This is a genomic window from Tianweitania sediminis (assembly GCF_017813335.1).
Lineage (GTDB): Bacteria > Pseudomonadota > Alphaproteobacteria > Rhizobiales > Rhizobiaceae > Tianweitania > Tianweitania sediminis.
Genome location: NZ_JAGIYY010000001.1, coordinates 395667 through 414318, shown reverse-complemented (window position 1 = coordinate 414318; position 18652 = coordinate 395667). Strand labels below are relative to the sequence as shown.

The 18652-nt window shown below is 61.5% G+C and carries 16 protein-coding genes; 9 read left to right on the top strand and 7 right to left on the bottom strand.

Annotated features, from left to right (window positions below):
* Positions 1–27: 27 nt before the first annotated feature.
* Both J5Y06_RS01915 and J5Y06_RS01910 read right to left on the bottom strand, forming a co-directional pair.
* Entirely contained in the window at positions 28–900 is an 873-nt protein-coding gene (locus J5Y06_RS01915; RefSeq protein WP_209333417.1) for a manganese/iron ABC transporter ATP-binding protein, read from the bottom strand.
* On the bottom strand, positions 897–1793 hold the full coding sequence (locus tag J5Y06_RS01910; RefSeq protein ID WP_209333416.1) for a metal ABC transporter substrate-binding protein: 897 nt from the start codon (positions 1791–1793) through the stop codon (positions 897–899). The genes J5Y06_RS01915 and J5Y06_RS01910 overlap by 4 nt, the downstream gene beginning before the upstream one ends.
* A 136-nt stretch (positions 1794–1929) precedes the next feature.
* On the opposite strand from J5Y06_RS01910, the gene J5Y06_RS01905 reads away from it, so the two are divergent.
* The 3 genes from J5Y06_RS01905 (at position 1930) to mgrA (ending at position 4982) form a co-directional block, all read left to right on the top strand.
* Positions 1930–2361 carry a Fur family transcriptional regulator gene (locus tag J5Y06_RS01905; RefSeq protein WP_209333415.1) on the top strand — a complete coding sequence of 144 codons (432 nt, stop codon included), beginning with the start codon at positions 1930–1932 and terminating at the stop codon, positions 2359–2361.
* Positions 2362–2502: 141 nt separating this feature from the next.
* Positions 2503–3918: an NADP-dependent phosphogluconate dehydrogenase gene (gene gndA, locus J5Y06_RS01900; protein ID WP_209333414.1), complete on the top strand. Its 1416-nt coding sequence runs from the start codon at positions 2503–2505 to the stop codon at positions 3916–3918.
* Between the two features lie 35 nt (positions 3919–3953).
* Positions 3954–4982 (top strand): L-glyceraldehyde 3-phosphate reductase, encoded by a 1029-nt coding sequence (gene mgrA / locus J5Y06_RS01895; RefSeq protein ID WP_209333413.1) that lies wholly within the window; start codon positions 3954–3956, stop codon positions 4980–4982.
* Positions 4983–4994: 12 nt separating this feature from the next.
* Here mgrA and J5Y06_RS01890 read toward each other — a convergent pair whose 3' ends face one another.
* Positions 4995–6890 (bottom strand): PAS domain-containing sensor histidine kinase, encoded by a 1896-nt coding sequence (locus J5Y06_RS01890; protein WP_209333412.1) that lies wholly within the window; start codon positions 6888–6890, stop codon positions 4995–4997.
* Positions 6891–7133: 243 nt separating this feature from the next.
* On the opposite strand from J5Y06_RS01890, the gene gyrB reads away from it, so the two are divergent.
* The 4 genes from gyrB to ligD all read left to right on the top strand — a co-directional run bounded on the left by gyrB (position 7134) and on the right by ligD (position 13679).
* Complete coding sequence (gyrB, locus tag J5Y06_RS01885; RefSeq protein ID WP_209333411.1) at positions 7134–9578, top strand: DNA topoisomerase (ATP-hydrolyzing) subunit B; 2445 nt, start codon at positions 7134–7136, stop codon at positions 9576–9578.
* A 27-nt stretch (positions 9579–9605) separates the two neighbouring features.
* On the top strand, positions 9606–10148 hold the full coding sequence (locus J5Y06_RS01880; protein ID WP_209333410.1) for a DNA-3-methyladenine glycosylase: 543 nt from the start codon (positions 9606–9608) through the stop codon (positions 10146–10148).
* Between the two features lie 70 nt (positions 10149–10218).
* Positions 10219–11094, top strand: a complete 876-nt coding sequence (ku, locus tag J5Y06_RS01875) for a non-homologous end joining protein Ku (protein ID WP_209333409.1) — start codon at positions 10219–10221, stop codon at positions 11092–11094.
* 2 nt (positions 11095–11096) lie between these two features.
* Positions 11097–13679: a DNA ligase D gene (gene ligD / locus J5Y06_RS01870; RefSeq protein WP_209333408.1), complete on the top strand. Its 2583-nt coding sequence runs from the start codon at positions 11097–11099 to the stop codon at positions 13677–13679.
* A gap of 3 nt (positions 13680–13682) precedes the next feature.
* On the opposite strand, the gene ku (J5Y06_RS01865) is transcribed toward ligD, so the two are convergent.
* Positions 13683–14504, bottom strand: coding sequence for a non-homologous end joining protein Ku (gene ku, locus J5Y06_RS01865; RefSeq protein WP_209333407.1), 822 nt, complete (start codon positions 14502–14504; stop codon positions 13683–13685).
* A 123-nt stretch (positions 14505–14627) separates the two neighbouring features.
* On the opposite strand from ku (J5Y06_RS01865), the gene J5Y06_RS01860 reads away from it, so the two are divergent.
* Positions 14628–15734, top strand: a complete 1107-nt coding sequence (locus tag J5Y06_RS01860) for a flavodoxin family protein (RefSeq protein ID WP_245247520.1) — start codon at positions 14628–14630, stop codon at positions 15732–15734.
* Between the two features lie 160 nt (positions 15735–15894).
* Positions 15895–16092, top strand: coding sequence for a hypothetical protein (locus J5Y06_RS01855; protein ID WP_209333406.1), 198 nt, complete (start codon positions 15895–15897; stop codon positions 16090–16092).
* Here J5Y06_RS01855 and J5Y06_RS01850 read toward each other — a convergent pair.
* The 3 genes from J5Y06_RS01850 to J5Y06_RS01840 are packed head-to-tail and all read right to left on the bottom strand — an operon-like array spanning position 16085 to position 18650.
* Complete coding sequence (locus tag J5Y06_RS01850) at positions 16085–16636, bottom strand: DUF934 domain-containing protein (protein WP_209333405.1); 552 nt, start codon at positions 16634–16636, stop codon at positions 16085–16087. The two genes, J5Y06_RS01855 and J5Y06_RS01850, sit on opposite strands and share 8 nt — an antisense overlap.
* A gap of 1 nt (position 16637) precedes the next feature.
* The gene (locus J5Y06_RS01845) at positions 16638–18311 is read right to left on the bottom strand and encodes a nitrite/sulfite reductase (protein WP_209333404.1); all 1674 of its coding nucleotides are present in this window, start codon (positions 18309–18311) and stop codon (positions 16638–16640) included.
* A 33-nt stretch (positions 18312–18344) separates the two neighbouring features.
* Complete coding sequence (locus J5Y06_RS01840) at positions 18345–18650, bottom strand: DUF2849 domain-containing protein (RefSeq protein ID WP_209333403.1); 306 nt, start codon at positions 18648–18650, stop codon at positions 18345–18347.
* Positions 18651–18652: the final 2 nt, after the last annotated feature.

Below are 18652 nucleotides of genomic sequence, written 5' to 3'. Positions count from 1 at the left end.
TATAGCCGAAGGGCTCGAGCAGCGCCGTCACGGCTTCTCACCGCTAGGGTCGGCTGCCGCTTTGCGTTGCTCATCCCCGTAGATCACGAAGGGATGTTCATCGTCTGTCAAGACGGTGACGCGGCGCTCGTCCTCGTCGTCATGGAGGTCGGTGCCGCCCAGCGTGAACTGCCGCAGCACGCCGCCAAAGGCGCGTTCCAGGTTGTCATGCGTGAACACCTCGCGCGTTGGCCCGGATGCGAGGACCGTGCGGTTGATCAGAACGGCGCGATCGCAGAAGCGCGGCACGGAGCCGAGATTGTGCGTCGACACAAGCATGATGCAGCCTTCTTCTCGCAAGGCGGTCAGAAGGTCGATGATCGCTTCTTCGGTCTTCACGTCGACGCCGGTGAACGGCTCGTCCAGCAGGATTACCTTGCCTTCCTGGGCAAGGGCGCGCGCCAGAAACACACGCTTCTTCTGGCCACCGGACAGTTCGCCGATCTGGCGCTTGCGAAAGTCCTGCATGCCCACGCGCGTCAGCGCCGTGTCCACGCGATCACGATCCGCTTGTTTCGGAATCCGCAGGAAATTCATGCGGCCATAGCGGCCCATCATCACCACGTCTTCCACGAGAACGGGGAAGGTCCAGTCGACCTCTTCACTTTGAGGCACATAAGCGATCTGGTTCCGCTTCAGCGCTTCCTGGATTGTACCGCCGAGCACGGTGACCGCGCCGCGCGCGAGCGGGACAAAGCCCATGATCGCCTTGAACAAGGTGGACTTGCCGCTGCCATTCACGCCCACAAGAGCGGCAATCGAGCCGACAGGGACGGCGAAGCTTGCATCGCGCAGCGCAGTGTTGCCATTGCGATAGGTGACGGTGACCTGACGAACAGCCAAGCCCGCTTCTTGGCTCAAGGGTTCAGTCCTTTCACGATGGTTTCCGTGGTTGTCCGCAGGAGATCCAGGTAGGTCGGCACGGGCCCATCGGCGTCGCTCAACGAGTCCACATAAAGCACCCCGCCATATTGAGCACCGGTTTCGCGGGCGATTTGCTGGGCCGGATCCGGCGATACGGTGCTTTCGCTGAAAACGGTCGGGATCTTGTGTTCGCGCACGAGGTCAATCACCTGCCGCACCTGGCGCGGCGTGCCCTGGCTGTCGGCGTTGATCGGCCACAGATAGGCTTCCTGCAGGCCGAAATCGCGCGCCAGATAGGAAAAAGCGCCCTCGCTCGTCACGAGCCAGCGGCGATCCTCGGGGATGGCCTCCATCGCGGCCCGCAGCGGCTCGAGCGTCGCGCGAATTTCGTCGGCATAGGCGCGGGCGTTGGCGGCGTAGATGGCGGCGTTGGCAGGATCCTGGGCTGACAGTGCCTTGCGGATGTTTTCCACGTAGATCAGCACATCGCTGCCCGACATCCACGCGTGCGGGTTGGGCTTGCCCTGGTAAGGGCCGTCCCCGATCGACAGCGGCTCGACACCGTCCGACACCACGACGGAAGGAACGTCCGAAAGGTTGCGCAAGAAGCGTTCAAACCATTGTTCCAGATTGAGGCCGTTCCAAAGGATGAGGTCGGCGTCCTGCGCGCCGATAATGTCGCCAGGCGTCGGCTGGTAGTTGTGAATTTCAGCGCCCGGTTTGGTGATGGACACAACATCCGCGGCCTGCCCGGCAACGTTGCGGGCGATATCGGCGATGATGGTGAAGGTAGTGACGACCTTCAGCCGGTCGCCCGCTTGGTTTTGGGCGGATGCGACGACCGGCAGCGCGGCGAACAACAGAACGAGAATGGCTCGGCAAACACGCATGGAGAAACTCCACTGGAACATGGACAGACTTAGGGGAGCTCGGCTCATCCGTCAATGCAGTTGCAAATCATTTGCAAAAAGAAGCACCCAGTTGCGAATCTTTGCAACTGGCGTTGTGATCGGGCATGTTGGGGCCATGACGGATCGTGCAGCGCCAAAGCGGGATTATGAAGGTGAGCTGAAGCGCGCGGGGATCCGCTTGACGCGCCCGCGCAAGGTGATCGTCGGCATCCTCCAGGCGACCGACGATCATCCGGATGCGCTGGAAATCTTCCGCCGGGCCGCGGCAATCGACCCGAGCATCTCCTTGTCCACGGTGTATCGCACGATGAAGGTGCTGGAAGGCCTCGGCGCCATCCATCGCCATGCTTTCGAAGGCGGTCCGTCGCGGTTTGAAGGCGCGGGCGGCGAGCATCACGACCACCTGATTGATCTCGACACGGGCGATGTCATTGAGTTCCAGTCGGACAAGATCGAAGATCTTCAAAACGAAATTGCGCGCCGGCTCGGCTACGACGTCGTCCATCACCGGCTGGAGCTCTACGGGCGCAAGCGACGCAAGGCTTGAGGCAGCATCCCTCATCCGGATGCATGGCAGCCACGCAAGCACCGCGGTTGACCTGCGGCGCTTCCTGACCAACATCCCACACCCGAAGTTGTCTTTGGGAAAACCGACAGCGTCACCCGGCGTCGAAATGGGGAGTGCGGCATGCAAGCGGAAATCGGCCTGATTGGTCTCGGCACGATGGGCGCCAACCTGGCGCTGAACATTGCGGAAAAGGGTCACGACATCGCGGTGTTCAACCGCACCACCGCCAAGACCGGCACCTTCTTTGAAACGGCCGGCGATTTGCGCGAGAAGATCCTGCCCTGCACAACCATCGAGGAGTTCGTGCAGGCGATTCGCCCGCCGCGGCCGATCATCCTGATGATCATGGCAGGCGATCCGGTTGACGAACAGATCGACATCCTTCGCCCGCTCCTGTCGCGCGAGGACATTATCATCGACGCGGGTAACGCAAATTTCCGCGACACGATCCGCCGCACCTTGACCCTAGAGGGAACGGGGCTGCAGTTCATCGGCATGGGCGTGTCCGGCGGGGAAGTTGGGGCCCGCCATGGCCCTTCCATCATGGTGGGTGGCGCAGAAGCCTCTTACAAGCGCGTCGAGCCGGTTCTGCTGGATATCGCGGCCCAGTACGAGGGCGATCCGTGTTGCGCCTGGCTGGGTGAAAACGGCGCCGGCCATTTCGTGAAAACGATCCACAACGGCATCGAATATGCCGACATGCAGATGATCGCCGAAATCTACGGCATCATGCGCGACGGCCTCGGCATGAGCGCCAAGCAAATGGCTCCGGTGTTCGCCAAATGGAACCAAGGGCGGCTCGACTCCTATCTCGTGGATATCACCGCCCGGGTTCTCGACACCGAGGACGCGGAAACCGGTCAGCCTATCGTGGACATCATCCTCGATCGTGCGGGGCAGAAGGGCACCGGCCGCTGGTCGGCGATCGAATCGCAGCAGATCGGCGTTCCCGCCACGGCGATCGAAGCCGCGGTGGCGGCTCGCAGCCTGTCCGCCCTCAAGGCGGAGCGGGAAGCCGCGGAACAGGCCTACGGCAGAACCTCTCCCAGCGTGGAGCGCTCCGACGCGTTTCTGAGGGAGCTCGAACTGGCGCTGCTTGCCGGCAAGATCGCGGCCTATGCGCAGGGCTTTGCGGTGATGAGCGGCGCATCCCAGGATTATCGCTGGAACCTTCCGCTGCCGGAGATCGCCCGCATCTGGCGCGCCGGTTGTATCATTCGTTCCCAATTCCTGACCACCATTGCCACCGCCTATGATGGCGCGAGTGCGGAAACCAACCTTCTGATGGTGCCCGCATTCGTCGAGATGATGCAGGAAACGCAGGGCGCCTTGCGCAAGGTTGTGGCACGCGCGGCGACCGCAGGATTGCCGGTGCCTGCCCTTTCCTCCGCCTTGTCCTATTTCGACATGTATCGCCAGGGCCGCGGCACGGCGAACCTCATCCAGGGGCAACGGGACTTCTTTGGTGCCCATTCCTTTGAACGCATCGACAAGCCAGGCGCCCATCATGGGCCCTGGGGCATCACCCAGCTCTGACCCAGGTCAGCGTCAAGACAGTTGGATCACACGCAATGACTTACCAGCCGGCTTCCTCGCGCTACGACAGCATGATCTACAACCGGTGTGGCCGCTCGGGCCTTAAGTTGCCTGCCGTTTCGCTCGGCCTTTGGCACAATTTCGGCGAAGACAAGCCGCATGCGACCAAGCGCGAGATTTGCCGCACCGCGTTCGATCTGGGCATCACGCACTTCGATCTTGCCAACAATTACGGCCCGCCTGCCGGTTCGGCGGAAACGGCATTCGGGGAAATCCTGCGCACGGACTTTGCCCGTCATCGCGACGAGCTGATCATCTCCACCAAGGCAGGCTACGATATGTGGCCCGGTCCCTATGGCGCTTGGGGCAGCCGCAAATACCTTCTGGCAAGCCTCGACCAGAGCTTGAAGCGGATGGGGCTCGATTACGTCGACATCTTTTATTCGCACCGCTTCGACCCGGACACGCCGTTGGAAGAAACCATGATGGCGCTCGACCAGGCGGTTCGCTCAGGCAAGGCGCTATATGCCGGTATCTCGTCCTATAATTCGCGCCGCACACGCGAAGCAGTCGCGATCTTGGAGGAACTCGGCACGCCGTGCCTCATCCACCAGCCGAGCTATTCCATGCTCAACCGGTGGGTGGAAGAAGACGGCCTTCTTGATACTCTGGACGACCTCGGGGTTGGCTCCATCGTGTTTACCCCCCTGGCACAGGGTCTCCTGACGAACAAATACCTTGGGGGCCGCACGGATGTCGGCCGCGCGGCGGAAGGAAAGTCACTCAACCCGCAAACCCTCAGCGATGAGAACCTCGCCAACATTCGTGCCCTGAACGGGATCGCCGAGCGGCGTGGCCAGAGCCTGGCGCAGATGGCGATCGCCTGGGTTCTGCGTGGCGGGCGCGTCACCTCGGCGCTGATCGGCGCCAGCCGGCCAAGCCAGGTGGAAGACTGCGTCGGCGCGCTCGCGAAGCTTGACTTCACGGCCGATGAACTCGCCGAGATCGACCGCTATGCCAAGGATGCGGGGGTCAATCTCTGGGCCCGTTCCGCTGAACTTTAGCTGAGCCGCAGCTCAGGCGTGTTGCGCGGTCCGAGTGAGGCTCTGGATCGGAAGCGAAAGGTTCAGCACCAGGCCCTGGTCGGTGAACCGGCGTGAAACGCTGCCACCCATCTGCGCTTCGGCACTGAGCTTGATCAGCTTGGAGCCGAAGCCATCTTCGGGATGTCGACCAGATCCGCGCGGGCCGCCGCTTTCGCGCCAAACCAGCTCAAGCGTGTCGTTCACAATCGCGCTTTCCACTTCAACGCGTCCCGTCTCGTTGGAAAGCGCACCGTATTTCGCGGCATTGGTGGCGAGCTCGTGAAACAGCAGCGCGAGCGGGGTGGCTGCTCGATCGTCGATCCGAATATCCTGCCCCCGGAAGAACAGGCGTTGCCCTTCTTCCGCAAACGGCGACAACAGTTCCCGGATCAACGCGTGAATTGTGGTGTCCACTGCGATTGGCCGAGACAAATCGCTGTGCGGGCGGACGAAATCATGGGCACGACCCAGTGCGGCAATGCGCTGGCGCAACTCGCCCACCACCGGCGCGAGTTCCGGATATTGTCGTCCCGACAGCGAAACGAGGCCGGTTAGAACCGAGAAGATGTTCTTGATGCGGTGGCTGAGTTCCTGAGCCACCACCTCGCGTTCAACCGCCGCAAGCTTGCTTTCGTGAATGTCGGTGCAGGTGCCGAACCAGCGCACGATCTCGCCCGAAGTGTCGCGAACCGGCAGCGCCCTGCCGAGGGTCCAGCGATATTGGCCGCTATGGTGCCGGAGGCGATATTCAATCTCGTAGATTTCGCCCGTTTCGAGGCTGTCGCGCCAGGTCGCCCAGGCGCGCTCCTGGTCCTCGGGATGGAACATCCCATTCCAGGCTGGCCCATCGGTGGATCCCACCGGAACGCCCGTGAACTCATACCAGCGCGCGTTGTAGTAATCGTGGTAGCCGTCGGGCAAAGTTGACCACACCATCTGCGGCATGGTGTCGGCAATGGCGCGAAAGCGTGCTTCGCTATCGGCCAGCGCAGTTTCGATCGCCTTGCGCTCTGTGATGTCGACTGTGAGGCCGGGCAGGCGTTGCGCTTTGCCATCAGCGCCGGGAAAGGCGCGGCCAACCGCAAGCACCCAGCGCTCGCCGCCGTCGCGGTCGCGCACGCGGTATTCGGTGCGAAAGACATCCAGCTGGGCGATCGCCTGCTCGATTTTCTGTTGCAGGTGAGGCTGGTCAGCCGGATGAACGCCTGTGAGGAACTTGCCGATAGGCGTGCCGCTCGCCGCTTCCGCCGGGTCTACCCCGTAAAGCCCCGCGAAATGTCGATCGGCGACCACGATGTCGCGTTCGATGTCCCAATCCCAGGTGCCGACGATGCCAGCTGCGTCCAGCGCAAAGGAAAGTTTTTCCTGGCTTTGCTTCAGGCCGCGCGCGGCAATTACCTGCTCCGTCACGTCTGTCACAAGCGCAAGTCCGCCAAGCGGCCGGTCCTGCGCGTCGAGGATCGGGATGTAGTCGAGGTCGAACCAGAAGGTTTCCAGCGACCCCGTCCGGTCCAGGGAAAGCTCGAGGTTGTGAAACCGGAAGGTCTCGCCCTGCATCAGCCGGTCGACATTGCTGCGGTTGAAGTCCGCTACTTCAGGCCAGGCGTCAGCGACCGGCTTGCCGATGAGGTCGGTGTGACGCGGTCCGGCGAATTCTGCATAGCCATCGTTGAACAGCAGGACGCCTTGTTCCCCCAGCAGCATGGCCATGGGCCGCGAGGAGGCCAGCATCAAGCGCAAGCAGACAGCGATCGGCCCTGGCCAGTCCGCAAGCGGACCGAGCGAGGTTCCCATCCAGTCAAAGCGCTGGATGACGTCACGCATCATGCTGTGGCGGGGAAGAGGCTGCTTGCCCTCGAGATGAGGAGCGGTGGTAGGGGTTTCCATAGGGTTATGCGGAGTTCTCGATCGAGCCGTCAGTTGCAAGCCGCCAGGAAGTGCAACGCTCCGTTCGGCAGGTCGTTCCGGAGCGTGTCTGCGGGACGCTTCTTCCTCGATGAGCCTCCTGTGCGAAAGTGCTCGTCCGATTGGAAAAGGCGAGGAAAATGACTATATTGACAGGACATTTCAGGCCGATTCGAGCGACCTCGGATCTGTGCCTCCTACACAGCTTTGCAACGAAAGTCTTTCATGTCAGCACAGCCAGAAGTCAATTCCGGCGCAAGCGCCGAATATGGTGCCGAATCGATCAAGGTCCTCAAGGGCCTCGATGCCGTTCGCAAGCGGCCCGGCATGTACATCGGCGACACCGATGATGGTTCGGGCCTTCATCACATGGTGTATGAGGTTGTCGACAACGCGATCGACGAAGCATTGGGGGGCTACGCGACCCTCGTGACGGTGTCCTTGAACGCCGATGGCTCGGTCACCGTAACCGACAACGGGCGCGGCATTCCGACCGACATCCATTCGTCGGAAGGCGTTTCGGCTGCTGAAGTCATCATGACCCAGCTCCATGCGGGCGGCAAGTTCGACCAGAATTCCTACAAGGTCTCCGGCGGCCTCCATGGCGTTGGCGTTTCGGTGGTGAATGCGCTTTCGGTCTGGTTGAAGCTGAAGATCCGCCGCAAGGGCCAAATCCATGAGATGAGCTTCACCCATGGCGACGCAGACAGCCCGCTTCGGGTGACAGGCGATGCGGGCGAAGACACCGGCACCGAAGTAACGTTCCTGCCGTCGCCGCAGACCTTCACCATGGTGGAGTTTGACTACGGCACCTTGGAGCACAGGCTGCGCGAGCTGGCGTTCCTGAACTCTGGCGTGCGGATCCTCCTCACCGACCGTCGGCATGCCGACGTGAAGTCGAACGAGTTGCTCTACGAGGGCGGCTTGGAAGAATTCGTGAAATATCTCGATCGCGCGAAGAAGGCGCTGATCCCCGCGCCGATTTCCATCCGCGCCGAGCGCGACGGCATTACAGTGGAAGTCGCGATGTGGTGGAACGACAGCTACCACGAGAACGTGCTGTGCTTCACCAACAATATCCCGCAGCGCGATGGCGGCACACACTTAGCCGGCTTCAGAGCTGCGTTGACCCGCCAGGTGACCGGCTATGGCGAAAGCTCCGGCCTGACCAAGAAGGAGAAGGTTTCCCTCACCGGCGATGATTGCCGCGAGGGATTGACGGCCGTGTTGTCCGTCAAGGTGCCGGACCCGAAGTTCTCCTCCCAGACCAAGGACAAGCTTGTGTCCTCGGAAGTGCGGCCGGTGGTGGAAAGCCTGGTCAACGAGGCGCTCGGGACGTGGCTCGAAGAGCATCCCTCCGAAGGCAAGGTGCTGATCGAAAAGGTGATCCAGGCGGCCGCCGCGCGCGAAGCCGCGCGCAAGGCGCGCGAAATGACGCGCAAAAGCACGCTGTCGATCACCTCCCTGCCGGGCAAGCTGGCGGATTGCCAGGAAAAGGACCCGGCGAAATCCGAAATCTTCATCGTCGAGGGTGACTCGGCAGGCGGCTCCGCTAAGGGCGGGCGGTCGCGTCAGAACCAGGCAATCCTGCCGCTGCGCGGCAAGATCCTCAACGTGGAGCGTGCGCGGTTCGACCGCATGCTGTCATCCGAGATGATCGGCACGATGATCACGGCGCTTGGCACGGGCATCGGCAAGGACGAGTTCAACGCCGACAAGCTGCGCTACCACAAGATCATCATCATGACGGACGCCGATGTCGACGGCGCCCACATCCGCACCCTGCTGCTCACCTTCTTCTTCCGGCAGATGCCGGAGCTGATCGAGCGCGGCCATCTCTATATTGCGCAGCCTCCGCTGTATAAGGTGGCGCGCGGCAAGAGCTCCCAATACCTCAAGGACCAGGCCGCTTTCGAGGAATACCTCATCAACAACGGCTTGGAAGACGCCACGCTCACGCTCGGCTCCGGGGAAGTGCGGGCTGCCGGTGATCTCGACGCTGTGGTAAGTGACGCTCTTGCGATCCGTGGTCTGATCAACGGTCTTCATTCCCGCTACAACCGGATCGTGGTCGAGCAGGCAGCTATTGCGGGCGCTTTGAAGCCCGACCTGTTCAACGATCTGGGCCGTGCCACGGCTTTGGCAGAAAAGATCGCGCAACGTTTGGACGCCGTTTCAGAAGAAACGGAACGGGGCTGGACCGGGCGCATCAACCCCTCCAACGAGGGCGCCGGCGGCTTTGTGTTCGAGCGAACGGTTCGCGGCGTGAAGGAAGCGGCTGTCCTCGACGGCGGTCTGCTTCAGTCGGCCGATGCGCGCGCGCTTGATCGCTACGCCGAGCGCCTGCAGGACATCTACGACACGTCCCCTGTGTTACGCCGCAAGGAGATCAACGAAACGATCTCTGGACCGATGCAACTCCTCGACGTTGTGTTTGCCTCAGGCCGCAAGGGTCTCACCATGCAGCGCTACAAGGGTCTCGGCGAAATGAACGCGGAACAGCTTTGGGAAACCACGCTGGATCCCAATGTCCGCTCGCTCCTGCAGGTGAAGGTCAACGATGCCACCGATGCGGACTCCCTGTTTGCCCGCCTGATGGGTGACGATGTGGAGCCGCGACGCGATTTCATCCAGGATAACGCGCTGTCGGTGGCCAACCTCGACGTTTGATCGGGCAGGCGTGGTGACGAGTCGATCATGAAGCTCGACTTCTTCGCGCGTCCGGCCGTTGCGGTGGCGCCGGATCTTCTTGGCTGCGTTCTCGCCGTCGGTGAAACAGGCGGGATCATCGTCGAAACAGAGGCCTATGAGCCGGACGATCCGGCCTCGCACTCGTTTCGCGGAGAAACGCAGCGCAACCGGGCGATGTTTGGTGCACCAGGCACGGCCTATGTTTACCGCTCCTATGGCATTCACTGGTGCTTCAACATCACCTGCCTGCCTGGCAGCGCGGTGCTGATCCGGGCGCTGGAGCCGACCCTCGGGCTGGAAGCCATGCGCGCGCGGCGGGGGCTGGAGTCCAAGCGCCTGCTGTGCTCCGGCCCAGGCAAGCTGTGCCAAAGCCTGGACATCGATCGGTCGCTGGATGGCACGATGCTAGATGCGGCGCCCTTCAATCTGCGTCACTACCCCCCAAGCGGGGCTGTCGTGGCCGGACCGCGGATCGGGATCACCAAGGCGGCCGATCACCCCTGGCGTTTTGGCATCAAGGATTCACCCTACCTCAGCAAAAGATTCTAGGCACTGCCGCAAAGCCTTGGAACGATTCAACTTCTGCGTCTTTCTATAAGGGAGTGCAGGAGTGTTTATTGTGGCACCACGGGCGAACTGGAAGGGCTTTCTCAAGGTCGGCGCATTGTCCTGTCCGGTGGCGCTCTACACCGCCGTCTCGACATCCGAGCGCATTGCTTTTCACACGCTGAACCGCAAAACGGGCCACCGCGTCAGCCGCGCCTTTGTGGACGCCGAAACCGGCAAGCCGGTGGAAAAGGACGACCAGATCAAGGGCTACGAGGTTGGCCAAGGCGACTACATCACGCTCGAGCCCGACGAGGTCGCAAGCGCGGTGCCTGAAAGCGACAAGACCCTTGCGGTGGAAGCCTTCGTGCCTTGCGACGAGATCGACGACACCTTTCTCGATCGACCCTATTACCTTGCTCCCGCGGACAAGAGTGCACAGGAGGCGTTTGCCCTGATCCGCGACGGGTTGGCGAAGTCGAAGTCTGCGGCCTTCGCCCAAACGGTGTTGTTTCGCCGCGTCCGGAACATCCTGATCCGCGCGCAAGGTGACGGTCTGATCGCCAACACGCTGAACTTCGACTACGAGGTGCGCTCTGCCGAGGAAGCCTTCGCCGACATCCCGGAGATGCGGATCGAGGGCGAGATGCTCGAACTCGCCAAGCATATCATCAACACCAAGAGTGGGCAGTTCGACCCCAAGAGCTTCGACGACCGCTACGAAAGCGCCCTGGCGGAGCTGGTGAAGGCGAAGGCCGAAGGTCGCGAAATCAAGATCGAGAAGCCCAAGGCACCCGCAAAGGTCATCGACCTTATGGATGCGCTCCGTCGCAGTGCCGAAGCAAGCGGCAAGGGGCCCAAGCCCGCTGCAAAGCCCGCACGCGGCAAGAAGGTCGCAGCGGCGAAAGGGCAGCGAGCCAAGGCTGAGCCGCAGCGTAAGGCGTCCTGATCGTGGCACTCGAAGAATACAAGCGAAAGCGTGACTTCACGCGAACCGCCGAACCGCGCGGGCGGGTCTCAAAGGCAAAGTTGACAGCAAACAGCTTCTGCATCCAGAAGCATGATGCGACCCGCCTCCATTACGACCTGCGGCTCGAACTCGACGGGGTCTTGAAGAGCTGGGCTGTCACGCGCGGCCCAAGCCTCGACACCGATGAAAAGCGGCTGGCTGTCCAGACCGAAGATCATCCGCTGGACTACGGCGACTTCGAAGGGACCATCCCCAAGGGGGAGTATGGCGGCGGCACTGTGTTGCTGTGGGACCGCGGCACCTGGTCGCCGGTACACGACGCCCACAAGGGACTGGCAAAAGGGCATCTGGAGTTCGAGCTCGACGGTGAAAAGCTCCAAGGCCGCTGGCATCTGGTACGCATGCCGCGTCGGCGTGGCGAAAAGCGCGACAACTGGCTCCTGATCAAGGCGCATGACGGCGAAGCGCGTCCGCTCGACGAAGGCGACATCCTACAGGAGCGGCCAGAATCCGTGAAGACCGGACGCGACCTGGACGAGATTGCTGGAGAAGCGCCGGGCTGGTCATCCAAGACCGGGAAGATCAAGACGCCGCGCAAGACCGCAGAGAAGCAGCCAAGCAAGCCGCGCGCGGCCGCAAAGAACGCGTCACCTGTTGAAGCGAAGCAGACAGGCATCCGGAAGGTTCCGGCGGCGGAGAAGGGCGCTCTTCCTGAGTTCCTCCAGCCCGGATTGGCAAGCCTAGTCACCAAAGCACCGGCGGGGGGGCGCTGGGTGCATGAGATCAAGTTCGATGGTTATCGCCTCCAAGCCCGGATCGATAAGGGCAAGGTGCAACTTCTGACCCGGACCGGTCTCGACTGGACCGAAAAGTTCGGTGATCCCGTTGTCGCTGCCCTGGCGGCGCTTCACGTTCAGAGTGCCCTGATCGATGGCGAACTGGTCGTCGAAGGCGCGAGCGGGGCTTCCGACTTTTCCGCGCTGCAAGCTGATCTCAGCGCCGGCCGCAGGGATCGTTTCATCTATTATGCCTTCGACCTCATGCATCTTGATGGGCAGGACCTCAGCAAAGCCAAGTTGCTCGACCGCAAGGCCGCGTTGGAAGAGATCCTCGCCTCCGCAGGTGACCCGCTGCGCTATTCCAGCCACTTCACCGAAGACGGCGAGGTTGTGAAGGCGCATGCCTGCAAGCTCAATCTCGAGGGGATCATCTCCAAGCTGGCCGACGATCCTTATCCCGTCGGCCGATCGAAAAGCTGGGTCAAGGCAAAATGCTCAAGCCGACAGGAGGCGGTAATCGCCGGCTACGTGCCGTCAACCGTGGACAAGCGCCTGATCGGCTCGCTGGTCATGGGCGTCTACGACAACGGTGACCTTCAGCATATCGGCCGCGTGGGCACCGGCTATTCCCGCGAGACTGCGGCTGAACTTTACAAGAGGCTCCAGCCACTTCAGCGCAAGACAAGTTCGTTTGCCGGCAAACTCGCAGCTGCCGAGCGAAAGGACGTGGTGTTCCTGGAGCCGGTGATGGTTGCAGAAATCGAGTTTCGCGGCTGGACGGGAGACGGGCATCTGCGTCATGCTTCCTTTCGCGGCCTTCGCGAAGACAAGCCCGCCACAGAGGTCGTCAGGGAGGATGCTGCTGCTGTGACCGCACCTGTCGCAACCCGCACGACGCCCGAGCTGCCGTCGAGTGTGAAGCTCACGCATCCCGACCGCCTGTACTGGCCGGATGATGGCGTCACGAAGCAGGGTCTTGCCAACTATTATGCCGAGGTCTGGGAGGCAATGGCGCCCTTCGTGGTCGACCGACCTCTCGCCCTGCTGCGCTGCCCGGACGGGATCAACGGCCAATGCTTTTTTCAAAAGCACGTTTGGCGAGGCGCCAACAAAGCAATCAAGCTGTTCAAGGATCCGCAAGACGACGCGAGCGAAGAACCGCTCGTCATGATCTCAGCTCTGGAGGGACTGATCGGTCTGGTTCAGGCCGGCGCGCTCGAGTTGCATCCCTGGGGTTCGACGATCAAGAAGCTGGAACAGCCGGACACGATCATCATGGACCTTGATCCGGGCGAGGGTGTTTCATGGGAGCGCATCTGCGACGCGGCGCGCGAAATCAAGGCGCGCTTCGAAGACTTGGGCTTGGCGGCTTTTGTAAAGACGTCCGGCGGCAAGGGCTTGCATGTCGTGTCGCCCCTGAAGCCGAAGGCGGATTGGGATACGACAAAGGCCTTCACGAAGCAGATAGCCGAGTCGATGGCCGCCGACAGTCCGGACGAGTTCGTTTCGGTGATCACCAAGTCGAAGCGCAAGAACAAGATCCTGGTGGACTACCTGCGCAACGGTCGCAACGCGACGGCCGTGGCTGCTTATTCGAGCCGGGCGCGAAAGGGAGCAGCGGTTTCTATGCCTGTTGCCTGGGACGAGCTTGGCCCGAACATCCGGCCGGATGGCTTCACGGTTGAGAATGCGCCGGCGCACGTTGCCAACCGCGGGAGCGATCCCTGGGCGGATTTCCGCAAGGCAGCGCAACTCCTTCCCAAATTGCCGAGCAAGCGGCGCTGACGGCTACTTGCTGGTCTTCTTGCTGCCGCCGCCTTCGCTTTCGAGGCTCTTTTTCAGCGCATCCATGATGGAAATGACGTTGGAGCCGCCTTTCTCCTCTGGCGCGCCGGCCTTCTTCTTTGGCTTGGCTTTACGCCCCTTCTTTTTGGCCTCGATGATTTCGAGAAGCCGGTCCTGAACGGGATCCTCTGTGAGCTTCGGGTTCCATTCAGCCGTTTTCTCCTCGATGACCTTCTTCAGCATCGTCAACTCCTTGGAGTCGACTTTGGCGTTTCCGATCTTTTCGAAGTAAGCGGCCTCGTCGCGCACCTCGTCGCCATAATGCAACGTCCAAAGGATGATGCCCTTGTCGCGCGCTTCCAGCAGAACGGCGCGTTCCCGGCGGTACATCACGAGGCGCGAAATGCCGACCTTGCCCGTTTCGGCCATCGCGTCGCGGATCACCGAATAGGCTTCTTCCGCAACTTCATCGTCGGGCACGAGGAAATGCGGCTTGTCGTAGTAGATCAGGCCAATCGTATCCTTTGGCACAAACATCTCGATGTCGATTGTGCGGGTGGTGTCGAGAGCCACGGCCTCCACCTCCTCGTCCTCGAGCATCACATATTCGTCCTCGCCACGCGGATAGCCCTTCACCTCGTCCTTATCCGACACCGCCTTGCCGGTGACCGAATCCACATACTGGCTGACCACGCGGTTGCCCGTTGTGCGGTTCAGCGTGTGGAACCGCACCTTGGCGTTTTCGGTGGTCGCCGGTGTCATGGCGACGGGGCACGTCACCAGGGACAGTTTGAGATAGCCTTTCCAGAACGAACGCGGGGCCATGCTGTGCTTCTCGATCTCTTGTTGTGGAAGAAGGTAGCGGCTCCGCGCCGCCTGGAAAGATGAAGGCGCAACTGCGGAGGGATTTGATCCGTTTCTACGCGAAGATACAAAGAAGGATTTTGCATGCCGAACTCGAAGCTGCCGTTTTCCGGCTCCCGCCCCGTCCCTACCATTCGTGAAGGGATGCCAAGCCCCCGCTTGCCGGAAACGGTGTTCAAGGAGCGCTATCGCGAGCACTTCTTTGATCCAGCCTTCGACCCGCTGCGCGATCACATCGAGCAGATTACGCAGGTCGCCTGGGACGCCTACAAGGACCAGCGCAAAAGTCCGATCACACAGAAGGCCGGCTCCGACTACACGGATCCGGACTATGACCTTTCCGTGCAGTGGATTGCAGCCCGCGATGCGATCGGGCACGCGCAGCACCAGCACGAAACGGCATCGACGCCAAGCGTTCTGATCGTCAACGGGTCGCCGCGCACGGAACACACCTGCCCGAGCGAAATGTCGAAGACCTGGCGCATGCATCAGATCGCGCTGCAAGTGTTCGCAGAAGAAGGGATCGTTGTCGAAACGCTGGATCTTTCCCGCACCGTTTCCGAGTTCGGGCGCACCATCCATCCCTGCAAGGCCTGTTTCTCAACCGCAGCGCCACTCTGCCACTGGCCATGCTCCTGCTATCCGAACAACTCGCTCGGCCAGATACACGACTGGATGAACGACATTTACCCGATGTGGGTTCGGGCCCATGGCGTCATGGTGATCACGCCGGTGCACTGGTATCAGGCAACGTCGCCGTTGAAGCTCATGATGGATCGCCTTGTTTGCGCCGATGGCGGCAACCCCGACCCGACTTCAACCCACGGCAAGCATGCGGAAGAAGCCAAGGCGCTGGAACTGGATGGCTGGGACTACCCGCGTCACCTCGAGGGTCGCTTGTTTTCGGTTGTGGTGCATGGCGACGCCGAAGGCACGGAGAACGTGCGACGCTCGCTTGTTGACTGGTTTACCTCGATCAAAATGGTTGCAGCCGGACCGGACAGTTCGCTCGACCGCTATATTGGCTACTGGAAGCCTTATGCCACCAGCCACGTGGAATACGAGGAAGATGATGCCTTCCAGCACGAGGTGCGCAAAGTTGCCCGTACGCTTGCCGAAGCGGTGCATTTGAAACACCGCAACCAGCTGCCGGTGCCGGGCTCAAGCTTGGAAGAGCCGCGTCAGAAATAAGGGCCACAGGAAGGTTTCGAAGGGGCGATTGGCGCCCCTCCGAGCATCCGAAATTATTTAAGTAAAATTTTACTCTGTGCTGCGCAAAGTAGAAATCCCTGCTCACGGCCGGGGAACCGTTCCAAACTCATAGAGTTTCCAGAGTATCAGGAGTTACGGAATGATGACGCAGCCAAACGTGAAGAAGGGCATAGATATGGCGGGTTCAGCTAATCTGCGTCGGCAGATTCGTACCGAAGCCAATGCTCGGTTTTTGCGAAATCTTCCGAACATGAAGACGGATCGCTCGCTCCCCGAAGAGATCGAGCATTTGCTTGCCCGTTTGGAACAGGTAGAAGGTCAGCGTCGGCTCAGCTGACAGCCGACGTCCCCAATCGCCGCCAGGCATAGGCGGGCCCTTCGGCTTCCGACACTGCAGCAGGCTGATAGTGCTGTGGTATGCCGCCGATCCGGCCTTGTTCAAGTCTCCGGATGGCCACCGGGTTGGTCACCTCGAACTCCGTGAAACCGACACGCAGCATGTGTGGGATCTGATCGATCAGCACGTCGCCTGTGGCGCGGAGGGTGCCGCCGAAAGCGTAACGCTCCCGCAGCAGCTCCGCTTTGGAAAAGCTGCGCCCATCGTTGAACGCTGGGAACGCCAGCGCAACGAGTTTGATCTGCGCCAGATGCGGCACGAGATCGTCCAGCGGTTCGCCGGGCTGCACCGCAACCCCTAGGCGTCCCAGAAGGGCATCGCGTCGGGTGTCATCCAGGTTCAAGAATACTGGGAGCGGCAGGATCACGCCGTCGGCGATCGAGCCATCCGCGACGCCTGCATCCTCGGCATAGACCCAAGGATCCGTGGCGCGAAATCCGTCCCGCCTCCAAAGACGCGGATGCTGTGCTTCCATCGTTGTCATGTCAGGCGGCCTTTGCGTCGGTGGTGCCGTATAGCGCTTCCTTGAAGGGAGCGGCGCCAACGCGTCGATAGGCGTCGATGAAGCGCTCGGAAGGGCTTGAACGAAGCCCCAGATAGGTCTCGACCACCGTTTCCACCGCGTCGGTGACTTCCTCCGGCGCGAACCCGCGACCCACGATCTCGCCGATCGACGTGTGCTCGTCGCCGGAACCGCCGAGCGTGATCTGGTAAAGTTCGGCGCCCTTCTTCTCCACGCCCAGAATGCCGATATGGCCCACATGGTGATGGCCGCAGGCGTTGATGCATCCGGAAATCTTGAGCTTCAACTCGCCGATCTCGCGCTGGCGCTCCAGCGATGCGAAGCGCCGTGAAATATCCTGCGCCACGGGAATCGAGCGGGCATTGGCCAGCGCGCAGAAGTCGAGCCCGGGGCAGGCGATGATGTCGGAGATCAGGTTGGAATTGGCCGTTGCCAGCCCGGTTTCCACCAGCGCATCGTAGACGGCCTTGAGATCGGCGCGCGCGACATGCGGGAGGATCAGGTTCTGCTCGTGGCTGACGCGCAACTCGTCGAAACCGTAGCGCTCCGCGATATCTGCCACGGCGTCCATCTGCACATCCGTTGCGTCACCGGGAATCTCGCCGACCCCCTTGAGGGAGATCGTCACGGCCGCGTAGTCTGGGTGGCGGTGGGTTACGACGTTCTGCTTGAGCCATTCGGCAAAGCCGCGGCTGTCGAGCTGCGCCTGCTTGAGGATCGCCTCGCCGTCCGGCCGCTCCACAAGGACTGGCGGCGCAAAATAGCGTTCGATCGCGCGGATGTCGGTGTCCGGCAACTTCAATTCGGTGTCGACAAGGTGGGCGAACTCCGCCTCGATCTGGCGTGTCAGTTCCTCGGTGCCGGTTTCATGCACCAGGATCTTGATGCGCGCCTTGTATTTGTTGTCGCGGCGACCATGCAGGTTGTACACGCGCATCACTGCCGTGGTGTAGGAAAGAAGATCCTTTTCCGGCAGGAAGTCACGGATCTTCTTGGCGATCATGGGCGTGCGACCCTGGCCGCCTCCCACATAAACCGCAAAGCCCAGTTCGCCCGCCGCGTTCTTCTTCAGGTGCAGGCCGATGTCATGGACCTGGATGGCCGCGCGGTCCCGCTCCGCACCGGTTACGGCGATCTTGAACTTGCGCGGCAGGAATGAGAACTCCGGATGAACGGACGACCATTGCCGAAGGATTTCCGCATAAGGGCGCGGGTCGGCGACTTCGTCTGCGGCAGCACCGGCAAAATGGTCGGCCGTGACGTTGCGAATGCAATTGCCGGACGTCTGGATCGCGTGCATCTCAACCGAAGCGAGATCGCGCAGTACCGCGGGAATGTCTGACAAGGCCGGCCAGTTGAACTGAATGTTCTGGCGCGTCGTGAAGTGGCCGTAGCCCTTGTCGTAGGTGCGCGCGATATGCGCGAGCATGCGCATCTGCTTAGACGACAGGGTGCCGTAGGGAATTGCGATCCGCAGCATGTAGGCGTGCAGCTGAAGATAAACGCCATTCATGAGCCGCAGCGGCTTGAAGGCGTCTTCCGTGATCTCGCCACTCAGCCGCCGCGCTACCTGGTCGCTGAACTCGGAAACGCGTGCGTCCACGAAGGCATGGTCGAATTCATCGTAGCGGTACATTCAAGGCACTTTCCAACGAGTTGACGATCGCGCTCACGCGTGGGGAGAGGCGGAGCGGGCCTGCTTGCCGAGGCTCGGATGAGTGGTTGGTCCAAGCGCCCGGATCTGTTCGCGCAGGCGGTTCGGGCGAATGGTTCCGTCTGCAATCGAGACCTCAACAAGGTTGACGTCCACAACCAGACTTGCGGCCAGCGCGTGCTTGCCTGCGGCTTGGAGCCGGGCTTCATCCTCCGGCGTTTGGACCACCTCGGCCGACTGCAGCTCGGTTGCCCAGGAGCCATCGGGGGCAAGCCAAACGACTTCGCCGTCGACCAGGCGGTTGGCGGTCAGGATCTTCATGA